Source organism: Bradyrhizobium sp. SZCCHNRI2009, assembly GCF_032485115.1.
Lineage (GTDB): Bacteria > Pseudomonadota > Alphaproteobacteria > Rhizobiales > Xanthobacteraceae > Bradyrhizobium.
Map to the genome: position 1 here is coordinate 574,115 of NZ_JAUEUH010000004.1, position 13,198 is coordinate 587,312.

The following is a 13,198-nucleotide window of genomic DNA, read 5'->3' on the forward strand; positions in this document are numbered from 1 at the left end:
CACTTCATTTCATCACCAACCAAGGCTCTTGCGGTCCTTGCGGCCAAGCCGCTGCAGCACACCAGGAATCGATCATGATCAAGCAGTTGATGTCGTCGCGTCGTTTTGCCCCGCTGTTCTGGGCCCAATTCTCCTCGGCGCTGAACGACAACGTTCTGAAGAATGCGCTGGTCATCATGCTGCTCTACGGCGCCGTGGCAACGCATGGCGACGCGCTTGTGACCGTGGCGGGCGCCGTCTTCATCTTCCCATTCTTCATCCTGTCCGGGCTCGGCGGCGAGCTGGCGGATCGATACGTCAAGGGAATCGTGGCGCGCCGGCTCAAGTTCGCGGAAATCTTCGCCGCAGGCTTCGCGGCGCTGGGCTTCTTTCTGCATTCGATCCCGCTTCTGTTCGTCGCCCTCGGCATGTTCGGTGTCATCGCCGCGCTGTTCGGCCCCGTGAAATACGCCATGCTGCCGGATCAACTGACGGTCGGTGAACTTGCTACTGGCAACGCGCTGGTAGAAGGTGCGACCTTCATGGCCATCCTGATCGGCACCATCGCCGGCGGCCAGCTCGTCTCCGGCTCGTCGCATATGGGATGGGTCGCTCTCGCCGTCATCGGCCTCGCGGTGATCTCCTGGGCTTCGGCGTCGCGCATTCCGCACACTTCGCCGTCGGCACCGGATCTGCGCATCACGGCCAACCCTTGGACATCGACCTCGCACCTTCTGAAGTCGTTGCATGCCATGCCCCGGCTGTGGGACGGCATGGTGATCGTGTCGTGGTTCTGGCTGGTCGGCGCCGTCGTGCTGTCGCTGCTGCCCGCGCTGGTCAAGGATGTCGTCGGCGGCACCGAGGGGGTGGTCACCTTGTGCCTCGCCGTCTTCGCGATCGGCATCGCCATCGGCTCGCTGTTCGCGGCGCATCTCAGCCACGTCAGGCCGAATCTCGCGCTGGTGCCGATCGGCGCAATCCTCATGGGCGTGCTCGGTCTCGATCTGTCCTGGACGATCGGGACGACAGCGACCGCGAAGGACCTCTCGCCGCTCGCCTTCGTCGGCTCCTGGGCGGGAGCGCGCATGCTGATTGATTTCGCGGTGTTCGCCTTTGGTGGCGGCCTGTTCGTGGTTCCTGCCTTCGCCGCGGTGCAGGCCTGGTCGGAGCCGACTGAGCGCGCCCGGGTCATCGCTGCCGGCAACGTGCTGCAGGCAGCCTTCATGGTGGTCGGCTCGCTGGGCGTGGCCGGTCTGCAGGCCGCAGGCCTCTCGATCGCCTGGATCTTCTTCGGTCTGGCTTTGGCGAGCTTCGGCGCCGTTTGGTTCGTGCTCAACAAATGGGGCAGGGAGGGCGTGCGCGACTTCGGCGCGATGCTGTTCCGCGCGCTGTTCCGCACTGAGGTGCGTGGGCTGGAGAACCTGCCGCCGGCCGGCACCCGCATGCTGATCGCGCCGAACCATGTCAGCCTGATCGACGGTCCGCTGCTCCACGCGGTGCTGCCGATCGATGCCACCTTTGCCGTCGACACCGGGATCTCCAAGGCCTGGTGGGCGAAGGTCTTCCTGAAACTTGTAAGCCACATCACGATTGACCCGACCAAGCCGCTCGGTGCTCGCGATCTGATCAAGCTGGTCGCCAGCCAGGAACCGGTGGTGATCTTCCCAGAGGGCCGCATCACGGTGTCGGGCTCGCTGATGAAGGTCTATGACGGCACCGCGATGATCGCCGACAAGGCCGACGCCGTCGTGGTGCCGGTCCGCATCGAGGGCGCGCAGCGCTCGCATCTCAGCTATCTCAAGGATGGCCAAATCAAGCGCTCGTGGTTTCCCAAGGTGACGGTGACGATCCTGCCGCCGGTGAAGCTCACCATCGATGCGGCTCTCAAGGGCAAGACCCGCCGCAATGCAGCTGGCGCTGCGCTGCAGGACGTGATGATCGAAGCCATGGTGAAGAACGCAATGCTGGATCGAACGCTGTTCGAGGCGCTCGCCCATGCCCATCGCGACCACGACACCGGCAAGGTGATGATCGAGGATCCGCTCGGCACCAAGCTGACCTATCGCAAGCTGCTGCTGGGCTCGCAGGTGCTCAGCCGCAAGCTCGAGCAGGGCACGATGGTGGGCGAGAACATCGGCCTGTTGCTGCCGAACTCCGCCGGCGTCGCCGTGGTCTTCATGGCGCTGCAGTCGATCGGCCGCGTGCCGGCCATGCTGAACTTCTCCGCCGGCCCGGTGAACGTGCTGGCGGCGATGAAGGCGGCGCAGGTCACGACCGTTCTGACGTCGCGGGCCTTCATCGAGAAGGGCAAGCTCGACAAGCTGATCGCGGCGATCGAGGGGCAGGCCCGTCTGGTCTATCTCGAGGACGTCAAGGCCTCGGTCAGCCTGGCCGACAAGATCAAGGGAATGATCGACGGCACCAGGCCGCGCGTCGCCCGCAATGCCGACCACCCCGCCGTGATTCTGTTCACGTCCGGCTCCGAAGGCACGCCAAAGGGCGTCGTCCTGTCCCATCGCAACATTCTCGCGAACGCCGCCCAGGCATTGGCGAGGGTCGATGCCAACGCTAACGATCTTGTGTTCAATGTTTTGCCGGTGTTCCACTCCTTCGGCCTCACCGGCGGCATGATGATGCCCATGTTGGCGGGCATTCCGATCTATATGTACCCGTCGCCGCTGCATTACCGGATCGTGCCCGAACTGATCTATCAGACTGGCGCCACGATCTTGTTCGGCACCGACACCTTCCTGACTGGTTACGCACGCTCCGCTCATGCCTATGATTTCCGCACGCTGCGGCTGGTCATCGCCGGCGCCGAGCCGGTCAAGGATCGGACACGGCAGATCTACATGGAGCGTTATGGCATCCGCCTGCTCGAAGGCTATGGCGTCACCGAGACCGCGCCGGTGCTGGCGATGAACACGCCGATGGCCAACCGGGTCGGCACCGTCGGGCGCCTGTCGCCGCTGATGGAGTACCGGCTCGACAAGGTGCCGGGCATCGAGGAGGGCGGGCGGCTTTCGGTCCGGGGGCCCAATGTCATGCTCGGCTATGTCAGGGCCGAAAATCCCGGCGTGCTCGAGGCGCTGCCGGAGGGCTGGCACGACACCGGCGACATCGTCACCATCGACGCGCAGGGCTTCATCACGATCAAGGGCCGCGCCAAGCGCTTTGCCAAGATCGCCGGTGAGATGGTGTCGCTGACGGTGGTCGAGCAGATCGCCGCGACCTTGTGGCCGCAGGCGGCTTCGGTCGCGGTGTCGATCCCCGATCAGCGCAAGGGCGAGCGCATCGTGCTGATCACGACGCAGAAGGATGCCGAACGCTCCGCGATGCGGCGCCAGGCCAAAGGCCAAGGTGCGCCGGAGCTTGCGGTGCCGGCCGTCGTGATGGTGGTCGACAAGATCCCGCTGCTCGGTTCCGGCAAGACCGACTATGTCGGCGCCAAGGCACTTGCCGAGGCGAGTGCGGCAACCGCTACGACGGAGCGCGAGCCGGAGGAGCGGGAAGTCGCGTGATCGCATCGCTGCGCCGGCGTTCTCAGCACAGTGGCCCCCGCGGCGCGGGGGTTGTGCTGCTGCATGGCATCGCCGGCCGATCATTGATGCTGCGTCCACTGGAAAAGCGGTTGCAGCGCGCAGGTTTTGCGACGCTGAACCTCGACTATGAAAGCCGCAAGAAACCGCTCGAGTTTCTTGCCGACGACATCCGCCCGGCGATCGCCGATTTCACAGCCAGGATCGACGGTCCGATCCACTTCGTCACCCACTCGATGGGCGGGCTGCTGGCACGGGTCGCGATTGCGAAGCATCGGCCGGCGCGGCTCGGCCGTGTCGTCATGTTGGGAACGCCCAATGGCGGCAGCGAGCTTGCCGACCGGCTGCAGAACGTCGGGCTCTATCGCGCTTATTTCGGTCCAGCCGGCCTGCAATTGGTGACCACGAAGGACGTCACGCTCGCCTCTCTGCCACCCGCCGACTACGAGATCGGCGTGATCGCCGGCAACCGCTTCCTCGATCCGATCGCCGGGCTGTTCCTGCTGCCGTGGCCGAACGACGGCCGCGTCTCCGTCGAGAGCTGCAAGCTCGCCGGGATGACGGACCACACCACCATCAAGGCGTCGCACATGGGCCTGCTGGTGCATCCGACGTCGTTCCGGCAGACCATCGCGTTCCTGCGCACTGGCCAGTTCGAGCCGGTGCATCCGCTGCTGCACGGGGTCATCGCCGAGATCGGCCGCCGCGCGGCCTCTTGACGCAAGTTTTCCTTGCCCGCGGCAGCTATCCCGCGACAATCTCGCATCCGACATCAAGCGACAGGCAAGGCGATGACCGACGACAGCGTGATTCTCGACAAGCGCGGGCAGGCCCTCTGGATCACCATCAATCGTCCGGAGAAGCGCAACGCGCTGAATGGCGACGTGATCGCCGGGATCTCGCGCGGCTATCGCACGGCACATGACGATCCCGAGGTGCGCGTGATCGTGCTGACCGGCGCAGGAGACAAGGCGTTCTGCGCCGGCGCCGACCTGCAGAACTCCGGCGCGGCCTTCGCGATGGATTTCTCCCGCCCGAATGTCGATTACGCGGACTTGCTCCGGCTGTCGCAGAATTCCACCAAGCCGGCGATTGCGCGCGTCGGCGGCGTCTGTATGGCCGGCGGCATGGGCTTGCTGTGCATGACCGACATGGCGGTCGCAGCCGATCACGTCGTCTTCGGCCTGCCGGAGGTGAAGGTCGGCGTGTTCCCGATGCAGGTCCTGAGCCTCTTGCAGAGTATCGCGCCGCCGCGTCTCGTCAACGAATGGGCGCTCACGGGCGAGCCGTTCGACGCCAAGACTGCACAGGCTGCCGGGCTGCTCAACCATGTCGTTCCCGCCGCCGAGCTCGACGGCAAGATGGACTGGCTGATCGGCCGTCTCGTCGACAAGTCGCCGACCGCCATCCGCCGCGGCAAATACGCCATGCGCGCCATCGCCTCGATGTCGTTCGACGAGTCCATCGCCTATCTCGAAAGCCAGATCGCGCTGCTGGCGATGACCGAGGATGCCAAGGAGGGCCTGAGGGCGTTTGCCGAGAAGCGCAAGCCGGTGTGGCCGGGGAAGTAGCTCGCTGCGGGTAGAGTGTGTGACGGCGGCTCTGTTGTTGCCGCTGTCATGCTCCGCGAAGGCGGAGCATCCAGTACGCCGAGGCCTCCCGGTTCGATGACCACGGCCTCTGGAATACTGGATAGCCGGCTTTCGCGGGCGATGACAGTGGAGGGGTGGAAAGGTTCTTTGCTCCAACAATATTTGTCCACCTAGGGTGATACATGGATCGGCGATCTCGCGACGCTTCGCGTCCGAGTCTTGCGTCAGATTTCGCCCTCTGAACGAAGAGGGCGCAGGGAAGGCCGGGAGCTCGCCGCCCCCATGGCCCGCCTCGACGGGAGCCGCCCAGCCGAGCAGGCGGGCGCCCCAGATGGTGCTTGCAGCCGAAAGGATCAGCGCACCATAGGCAAGCGCCAGGCTCACAGTCGCAAGCGATGCGCCGGCGTCGATCGTGACAGCGAGTGCGGCCAGGGCCGTCAGCAGCAGCATGACGCGGTGATGCGGCATATCGCGCAGAAGGCCGGATCGCCAGATGACGATGCCGGCGAGGAAAAGTCCGAGCGTGCGCGGAAAGATCCACAAATGCAGCGGCGCGATGGCGCTGATTTCGGACAGCCGGAACACCAGGATCTGCGAGAAGTTGCCGTTGGCATAGATGCGATTGGCATCGACAACATGCTGCATCATCCAGGAGGAGCTTAGTAGCGGCAGCACGGGAATAAGCCAGCTGGTGAAGTACAGCCCGAGCAGAGTGAGGCTGCTCGCGATCACCAGCCAGCTTGGCGCGAACAGGAACGGCAGCACGAGCAGTCCGGCAAGCGCATATTCGGTCAGGATGTCACCATTCCACAGCAGCGTCAGGTGCAAAATGCCGATCGCGAGCAGGACGAGCAGCCGCCGGAGCAGCAGGGGGATACGTCGCTCCGGAGCGATCCGGTCGAACTGCATGGCCAGCCCGATGCCGAACAGCAGCGAGAACAGGGCAAGCGCCTTCATGGAGACGGCGCGCGCGAGACCATCTTCGATGGCGCGATTGAAGGGCGAGTCTCCGACGATGGCCCACAAAAGCTTGACCGTCTCCGGTGATGACGATCCGGCGAAGAAGGTCGTGCCCGCTTCGTGCGCTCTCGGCGTCGGCAGAAATTGCTGGAAGATCGAGATACGGAACTCAAATACGACGTTGATCGCCATGACGCCAAAGAGGGCGAGGCCGCGGAGGATGTCGATGGCTGGCAGCCGGTCGCCACCAGAGGCAGGCCCCGTCGGATTAGCTGATCCGATCGTCGCAGTCATAGGGCTGAGAACTCATAAGCAGGGAATGGACTGACTTCCGCGTTCACAGGCAGGCGTCATGATGGCTTGCTGTCACCTCTGTGATCGCTCCTGCATCGTCTGACTTCCAGGTCACGTCGATCGTCTGCACACAGGCTGGATTGCCCCATCGATAGAAATGGACATTGGCGGTCTCGGACGTTCGGCATGGTGCATGAATCTCTCCCAGCCGCACCACGATATGTCCGTCGCGGACGCAATCCGGGAACGGTTCGAATCCTTGCTTCAGCAGCGTTGCTGTCAACATCGCGGCTGGTGTTCCGGATGGGAATTCCGCCTGAAGGTGGGCCGTGAGCCGTTTTCCGCTCTCCACTGATTTGAGCCAGGAGTCCGCAACGTCGTTCTCGAACATCGGAGGTGGCCGTGTATTCATGAACAGCGGCGAGGTGAGTATTGAAAGAAATAGAACGGCGGCCGGTGGATTGAAGATGGCGATGAAAGCTGACCCCGTCGCGAGCAATGCGGCACTGGCCATGAGGCCACGCAGCATCCATGTCAGCCACCGAGGGCGCATGCGATCGGTTTGTGCGTTTCGTCGTATCATGGGAGATGAACGTTAGCCCTGCGCAGCGTTGTGCGCAACGATCGCAATATTCCCGCCCAAGGGCATCTTTGTTGCTGCGAAGGACGGCAGTTGGCACTAGCGTTGTGAGATGATGCAAAGTGGCCCAATTGCAACCGACGGCCTTCTCATCCGGCCGATGCGGCCGGAAGAGATTCCGCTGGCCATCGACTGGGCGGCGGCCGAGGGCTGGAATCCCGGCCTGTCCGACGCCGCGTGCTTTTCCGTGGTCGATCCGCAGGGATTTCTCATCGCCGAACGTGACGGTGTGCCGGTCGCGACGGTGTCCTGCGTCAACTACGACGAACGCTTCGCGTTTCTGGGCTTCTACATCGTACGTCCTGATCTGCGGGGGCATGGCTATGGCCTGCGGCTCTGGCAGGCTGCGATGGCGCATGCGGGATCGCGTGTCGTCGGCCTCGACGGTGTCGTCGCGCAGCAGGACAATTATCGAAAGTCCGGCTTCAAATATGCCTATGCCAATGTCCGCTATGGCGGGAAGGCCGCTACGGTGCTGCCGGCTGCTGCGCGATCGGACTTCGTTGCGCTGAGCGACGTGCCGCTGGCCGACATCGAAGCCTCCGACGCGGCTGTGTTTCCGGCGTCGCGCCGCGCGTTCCTGCAGGCCTGGATCGGAGCCGCCGGCCATGTCGGCCGCGCTGTCATCCGCGATGGCGCGCTTGCCGCCTGGGGCGTGATCCGGCCGTGCCGCACCGGCTCTAAGATCGGTCCGCTGGTCGCGCACAGCCGGGCCGATGCCGAGGCCATCGTCTCGGCGCTGCTGAGCGAGATCGGCGACTCCGAGGTCTTCCTCGATGTGCCGGCGATCAACCCGGAGGCGGTGGCGCTGGCGGAGAGTCTCGGGCTGAAGCCGGTGTTCGAGACCGCGCGCATGTACACCCGCCCGATCGCGCCACTACGCATCGAGCGGCTGTTCGGCGTCACCACTTTCGAGCTCGGCTAGCTCATTTGTCGAGCGGCCGCGCGAAGCTCAATTCGTGACCGTCGGGATCGGTGAGATGGAAGTAGCGCTCGCCCCATTCGGCGTCGCGCGGCGTGGTGGAGGGCGAGAAGCCGGCGGCCAGCGCCTTGGCGTAGACGGCGTCGACGTCCGAGACATGAAAGATGATGCGGCCCCACCAGCTCCACTGCTTGTCCTCCGGCATGGCGATCAGGTTGAGATAGCCCGCGCCGACTCGGAAGGTCGTGAACGGGGTGTCGGCGCCGCCATACGGGATGTCGTCGAAGCCGAGCGCGCGATAGAAGGCGACCGCGCGGGCCATGTCATGGGTGGCAATGGTGATCGCGCTGATGCTTTCGATGGTCATGCAGGCGCTCCGGACGGGAATGGATAGCGCGGAGCAGAAAAGCGCATCTCGCCGGTGTCACGCAAGCACCGCGTTGCAACGCGCGGCCTAGCGCCTCCCCCGCCGGCTCAGCGTCGCTCCCAGCGCAAAGAAGACAGCGGCCCCGATTGCGACGGTCGCGGCGCGGGCCACATCGCCGGGCACGAGCATCGCGTGCAGGGCCGCGCCACGGCTGAACGAGCCGCGTGTGCGGTGCAGGCGTGTAACCGGGTGATCGAGATTGTCGGTGCGGTCGGGCACCAGCGGCACGTCGGTCTGCTGCCCGGCGATCGCCTTGGCGGCGAGGTAGCGGTCGAGCAAAGCCGGGGCGACGGCGTTGCCGAGGATGGTCAGCAGCGTCGGCCAGCCGATCCAATATTCGCGGAAGCCGCCATCGGCAACGCGATAGACGGCGTCCGCGATCACCTCAGGCTCCACCGGCCGGCCCATTGGCCGTGGCGTATGCGCAAGGTGCGCGCGAGCCCAGTCGAATTGCGGTGTGTTCACCGCGGGCAGATCGACGATGCAGAGCGTGATGCCTGAGCGCTCGTGCATCAGCTCGGCCCGCAGCGAGTCGGTGAAGCCCCGGATCGCATGTTTGGCGCCGCAATAGGCCGCCTGCAGCGGAATGCCGCGATAGGCGAGCGCCGAACCGATCTGGATGATGCGGCCTTCGCCGCGTCGGCGCATCGATCGCAGCGCCGCCATCGTGCCGTGCACGAAACCGAGATAGGTCACCTCGGTGACGCGGCGGAATTCCTCCGGTGTGATGTCGGCCACGGTCGAGAACACCGTTTCCATGGCGTCATTGATCCAGATGTCGACCGGACCCAGGCGCTGCTCGAGCCGCTCGGCAGCGTCGAACAGGGCCTGCGCATCGGCGACATCGACGGCCTCGTATTCGGCATGGGCAAACCGCGCCTGCAGCTCGCGCTGGACGTCGCGCAGCGCATGCTCATCGCGCGCGATCAGGCCGATGCGATCGCCGGCCTCGCCGAAGCGGTTCGCGATGGCACGGCCGACGCCGGCGGAGGCGCCAGTGATGATGATGGTGCGAGCTCGTCTGCGAGGCATGTCCGGTTCTCCACGCGCCCCGTCGTACAAACGTGCAGCAGCCGGCAATGTTTCGGGCCGGTCAAGCCGGCCGAATGAATTCTCCGTCAGCCGCGATCTGAGCCGTGGAATTCGACGCATGATCGATCAGGCTTCGAGAGGGCGGCCAGCCCCCTCGAGATTGTGGGACGGAAAAGCTCGCTGAGCTTTGCAGGTGCGACCGGAGCTCAGCCCGGATTGGCCTTGAGGCCGGCGGCCTCGATACCGGCGACGGCGCAGATCTCGTCATTGTCGGAGCTGTCGCCGGAGACGCCGACGGCGCCGACGAGCGTCGTGCCGTCCATGATCAGCACGCCGCCGGGCACCGGGACCATGCGGCCCTGGGCCAGCGTGTTCACGGCGTCGATGAAATAGGCCTGCTCCTGGGCGCGCTGGAACAGGGCGCGGGAGCCGAGGCCGAGCGCCAGCGCGCCATAAGCCTTGCCATGCGCGACCTCGGCCCGCATCAGGCTGGTGCCGTCCTGGGCGGCGGCGGCCTTCAGGCAGCCGCGGGCGTCGAGCACCATCACGGCGAGCGGCTTGAGCTTCTTCTCGATGCCCTTCGCGAGCGTGGCATCCAGAATCTTGCGAGCGGCGTCGAGCTTGAGATCGGCCATGTCGGTGTCCTTTGCGATTTGTGATGAAAAGTCGGCTCTATCATCCGTCATTGCGAGCGAAGTGAAGCAATCCAGGACGAAAGAAAAGGTCTGGATTGCTTCGTCGCTACGCTCCTCGCAATGACGAACATTGAGGTCGCGCTCCGCGGCGTCCGGTCTCTCGTGACCTACGTTGATGCTTGCGCCCGGTCCAGGCTCATCGCCAGGAGCTGCGCGGCGTGAACGGCACCGCGGGCGGCGCCGTCCTGGATCTGGTGGCGGCAGGAGGTGCCGTCGGCAACGATGAACGTCGCGGCGTCGGCGTTGCGCACGGCGGGCAGCAGCGACGCCTCCGCCATCTGCAGCGAGACCTCGTAGGTCTCCGCGCCATAGCCGAACGCGCCGGCCATGCCGCAGCAGGAGGATTCGATGGTCTCGACCGTGAGCTCCGGAATGAGTCGCAGCACCTGCTCGACAGGCTTGAAGGCGGCGAAGGATTTCTGATGGCAATGGCCGTGCAACAAGGCCTTGCCGGGCAGGGGGGCGAGCGGCAGCGCCAGCCGGCCGCTCTCGGCCTCGCGCGCCAGAAACTCTTCCAGCAGCAGCGCGTGTGCGCCGATTGTTTTCGCGGTGGCGTCGTTGCGCAGCGACAGCAGTTCGTCGCGCAGCGTCAGCAGACAGCTTGGCTCGAGGCCAATGATCGGCACGCCGCGCGAGGCGAACGGCGCGTAGGTCTCGACCAGGCGCTGCAGCTCGGACTTGGCCTCGTCCACGAGGCCGGCGGAGAGGAAGGTGCGGCCGCAGCACAGGGCGCGGCCGCCATCGGCCGGCTTGGGCACGTAGACGCGATAGCCGCCGGCGATCAGCACGCGCAGCGCGGCGTCGAGATTTTCGCGCTCATAGACGCGGTTGAAGGTGTCGCCGAACAGCACGACCTCGGGGCCATCAGCCGGACCGAACGCGTCGGCGTCGACGCGGAAGGTGTCGGTGCGGAAGGCCGGAAGCTTGCGCTTGGCGCTGATGCCCGCAACGCGCTCCATCAGCACGCGCAGGGGCGCAACATGATTGCGCAGGTTCACGAGCGGCGCGATGCGGGCAGCCATATCGGCATAGCGCGGCAGATAGGCGATGAGCCGGTCGCGCAGCGTGAGGCCATGCGTCGTCGCCCGGGCCGCCAGCACCTCGATCTTCATCTTGGCCATGTCAACGCCGGTCGGGCACTCGCGGCGGCAGGCCTTGCAGGAGACGCAGAGCTTCAAGGTCTCCATCATCTCGTCGGACGACAGCGCGCCGGGACCGAGCTGGCCGGAGATCGCGAGCCGCAAGGTATTGGCACGGCCGCGCGTGACATCCTTCTCGTCGCGGGTGGCGCGATAGGACGGGCACATCACGCCGCCGTCGAGCTTGCGGCAGGCGCCGTTGTTGTTGCACATCTCGACCGCGCCCTGGAAGCCGCCGGCGGCACCCGGATAGGCCGACCAGTCGAGCACCGGCTTGATGTCGTCGATGCGGTAGTCCGGCGGATAGCGGAACAGCGAGCGGTCGTCCATCCTGGGTGGATCGACGATGCGGCCAGGATTGAGCACGTTCGCCGGATCGAAGCGCTGCTTGACCTCCTTGAAGTCGGCGACGATGCGGCTGCCGAACATCTGCTCATGGAATTCCGAGCGCACGATGCCATCGCCATGCTCGCCGGAATGCGAACCCTTGTACTCGCGCACCATGGCGAAAGCTTCCTCGGCGATGGCGCGCATCGCCTTGACGTCCTTCTCCAGCTTCAGGTTCAGCACCGGGCGGACATGCAGGCAGCCCTCGGAGGCGTGCGCGTACATCGTGCCGCGCGTGCCGTGCCTGGCGAACACCTCGTTGAGCCGCGCGGTGTAGTCGGCGAGGTGGGGCAGCGGCACGGCGCAGTCCTCGACGAACGACACCGGCTTGCCGGCCTCCTTCATCGACATCATCACGTTGAGGCCGGCGGCGCGGAAGTCGGCGACGGCGGTCTGCAGCACAGGGTCTGATATCTCGACGACGCCGCCCCATTTGCTGATCTCGTTGCTCCAGGAGAAGCCGAGATCACCCATCAGCTCGGAGAGCTGCTTCAGCTTGGCGAGGTTCTCGTCCTTCGTCTCCTCCGCGAACTCGACCACCAGGATCGCGTCGGGATCGCCGCGCACCGCCGCCGCGATCACCGGCTGGAACATCGCGATGTCGCGGCCCAGCCCGATCATGGTGCGGTCGACCAGCTCGACCGCGATCGGCTTCAGCTTGACCAGATGCTGGGCCGCATCCATCGCCTGATAGAAGCTGCCGAAATGACAGACGCCGAGCACCTTGGTGCGGATCAGCGGCCACAGCTTGAGCTCGATCCGGGTGGAGAAGGCCAGCGTGCCCTCGGAGCCGACCAGCAGATGCGCCAGGTTGTTGGCGGCGTTGCGCGGCGTCAGTGCGTCGAGATTGTAGCCGCCGACGCGGCGCTGCACCTTGGGAAATCTGTCGGCGATCTCCGCGGCCTCGCGCTCGCCCAGCGCCAGCATGTCGCGAAACAGCGTGCGCGCGCTCTCCGGCGCGCTGACGTCACGAAGGTCTCGCGCCACCTCGCCGAAATGCGCCAGCGTGCCGTCGGCCAGCGCGGCGTCGATGGCGATGGTGTTGTCGCGCATCGTGCCGTAGCGCAGCGAGCGGCCGCCGCAGGAATTGTTGCCGGCCATGCCGCCGATCGTGGCGCGGGACGCCGTGGAGACGTCGACCGGAAACCAAAGGCCGTGCTTCTTGAGCTGGCGATTGAGGTCGTCGAGCACGATGCCCGGCTCGACCACGCAGGTCCGCCCCTCGACATCGAGCGAGACGATGCGGTTCAGGTGCTTGGAGAAGTCGACGACGATCCCCTCGTTGACCGTCTGGCCGCATTGCGAGGTGCCGCCGCCGCGGGGCGTGACGATGCGGCCGTCGTCGCGGGCGATGGCGAGCGCACGCAGCGCCTCGTCCATCGTGCGCGGCACGACCACGCCCGCCGGAATGACTTGGTAGAACGAGGCGTCTGTGGCGTAGCGGCCGCGGTTGAAGCGGTCGAAGAAGACGTCGCCCGTCATCTCGGCGCGGAGCTTCTGTTCGAGCCTGGACGGACCGGCTTTGGCGTTCGGCATGGTGATCCCTGGTCGGGCCCGGCTGTCGTCCGGCGGGCGCTGTTCCGCCCGGTGTC

11 protein-coding genes are annotated in these 13,198 nt (G+C 65.6%); 6 read left to right on the top strand and 5 right to left on the bottom strand.

Features of this window, described 5'->3' with window-relative positions:
* The first annotated feature begins 74 nt into the window (after positions 1 to 74).
* From QX041_RS17965 to QX041_RS17985, 5 genes are all read left to right on the top strand, one after another.
* Positions 75 to 3,500, top strand: a complete 3,426-nt coding sequence (locus tag QX041_RS17965) for an acyl-[ACP]--phospholipid O-acyltransferase (RefSeq protein ID WP_316166141.1) — start codon at positions 75 to 77, stop codon at positions 3,498 to 3,500.
* On the top strand, positions 3,500 to 4,237 hold the full coding sequence (locus QX041_RS17970; RefSeq protein WP_316166196.1) for an esterase/lipase family protein: 738 nt from the start codon (positions 3,500 to 3,502) through the stop codon (positions 4,235 to 4,237). The genes QX041_RS17965 and QX041_RS17970 overlap by 1 nt, the downstream gene beginning before the upstream one ends.
* Positions 4,238 to 4,309: 72 nt before the next feature.
* Positions 4,310 to 5,089, top strand: a complete 780-nt coding sequence (locus QX041_RS17975; RefSeq protein ID WP_315753532.1) for an enoyl-CoA hydratase/isomerase family protein — start codon at positions 4,310 to 4,312, stop codon at positions 5,087 to 5,089.
* A gap of 303 nt (positions 5,090 to 5,392) precedes the next feature.
* Positions 5,393 to 5,773 (top strand): hypothetical protein, encoded by a 381-nt coding sequence (locus tag QX041_RS17980; RefSeq protein ID WP_316166142.1) that lies wholly within the window; start codon positions 5,393 to 5,395, stop codon positions 5,771 to 5,773.
* 159 nt (positions 5,774 to 5,932) lie between these two features.
* On the top strand, positions 5,933 to 6,157 hold the full coding sequence (locus QX041_RS17985; RefSeq protein WP_316166143.1) for a hypothetical protein: 225 nt from the start codon (positions 5,933 to 5,935) through the stop codon (positions 6,155 to 6,157).
* A gap of 250 nt (positions 6,158 to 6,407) precedes the next feature.
* Here QX041_RS17985 and QX041_RS17990 read toward each other — a convergent pair whose 3' ends face one another.
* Positions 6,408 to 6,893 carry a hypothetical protein gene (locus QX041_RS17990; protein ID WP_315753536.1) on the bottom strand — a complete coding sequence of 162 codons (486 nt, stop codon included), beginning with the start codon at positions 6,891 to 6,893 and terminating at the stop codon, positions 6,408 to 6,410.
* 163 nt (positions 6,894 to 7,056) lie between these two features.
* Here QX041_RS17990 and QX041_RS17995 point away from each other — a divergent pair, with 163 nt between their 5' ends.
* Positions 7,057 to 7,929, top strand: coding sequence for a GNAT family N-acetyltransferase (locus tag QX041_RS17995; RefSeq protein WP_410051239.1), 873 nt, complete (start codon positions 7,057 to 7,059; stop codon positions 7,927 to 7,929).
* Between the two features lies 1 nt (position 7,930).
* Here QX041_RS17995 and QX041_RS18000 read toward each other — a convergent pair whose 3' ends face one another.
* The 4 genes from QX041_RS18000 to QX041_RS18015 all read right to left on the bottom strand — a co-directional run bounded on the left by QX041_RS18000 (position 7,931) and on the right by QX041_RS18015 (position 13,142).
* Positions 7,931 to 8,293, bottom strand: coding sequence for a VOC family protein (locus tag QX041_RS18000; protein ID WP_315753540.1), 363 nt, complete (start codon positions 8,291 to 8,293; stop codon positions 7,931 to 7,933).
* Positions 8,294 to 8,380: 87 nt separating this feature from the next.
* Positions 8,381 to 9,385: an SDR family oxidoreductase gene (locus QX041_RS18005; protein WP_316166145.1), complete on the bottom strand. Its 1,005-nt coding sequence runs from the start codon at positions 9,383 to 9,385 to the stop codon at positions 8,381 to 8,383.
* Between the two features lie 206 nt (positions 9,386 to 9,591).
* A complete protein-coding gene (locus QX041_RS18010; protein ID WP_315753544.1) occupies positions 9,592 to 10,020 on the bottom strand; it encodes a GlcG/HbpS family heme-binding protein in 429 nt (142 codons plus the stop codon).
* Between the two features lie 167 nt (positions 10,021 to 10,187).
* The gene (locus QX041_RS18015) at positions 10,188 to 13,142 is read right to left on the bottom strand and encodes an FAD-binding and (Fe-S)-binding domain-containing protein (protein WP_316166146.1); all 2,955 of its coding nucleotides are present in this window, start codon (positions 13,140 to 13,142) and stop codon (positions 10,188 to 10,190) included.
* Positions 13,143 to 13,198 lie beyond the last annotated feature (56 nt).

What these genes read in the sequence shown, in the direction of transcription:
- QX041_RS18005 (WP_316166145.1), bottom strand. Translation starts at nt 9,385, where the DNA reads ATGCCTCGCAGACGAGCTCGCACCATCATCATCACTGGCGCCTCCGCC.
- QX041_RS18000 (WP_315753540.1), bottom strand. Translation starts at nt 8,293, where the DNA reads ATGACCATCGAAAGCATCAGCGCGATCACCATTGCCACCCATGACATG.
- QX041_RS18010 (WP_315753544.1), bottom strand. Translation starts at nt 10,020, where the DNA reads ATGGCCGATCTCAAGCTCGACGCCGCTCGCAAGATTCTGGATGCCACG.
- QX041_RS17990 (WP_315753536.1), bottom strand. Translation starts at nt 6,893, where the DNA reads ATGCTGCGTGGCCTCATGGCCAGTGCCGCATTGCTCGCGACGGGGTCA.
- QX041_RS17975 (WP_315753532.1), top strand. Translation starts at nt 4,310, where the DNA reads ATGACCGACGACAGCGTGATTCTCGACAAGCGCGGGCAGGCCCTCTGG.
- QX041_RS17965 (WP_316166141.1), top strand. Translation starts at nt 75, where the DNA reads ATGATCAAGCAGTTGATGTCGTCGCGTCGTTTTGCCCCGCTGTTCTGG.
- QX041_RS18015 (WP_316166146.1), bottom strand. Translation starts at nt 13,142, where the DNA reads ATGCCGAACGCCAAAGCCGGTCCGTCCAGGCTCGAACAGAAGCTCCGC.
- QX041_RS17995 (WP_410051239.1), top strand. Translation starts at nt 7,057, where the DNA reads ATGATGCAAAGTGGCCCAATTGCAACCGACGGCCTTCTCATCCGGCCG.
- QX041_RS17980 (WP_316166142.1), top strand. Translation starts at nt 5,393, where the DNA reads ATGGCCCGCCTCGACGGGAGCCGCCCAGCCGAGCAGGCGGGCGCCCCA.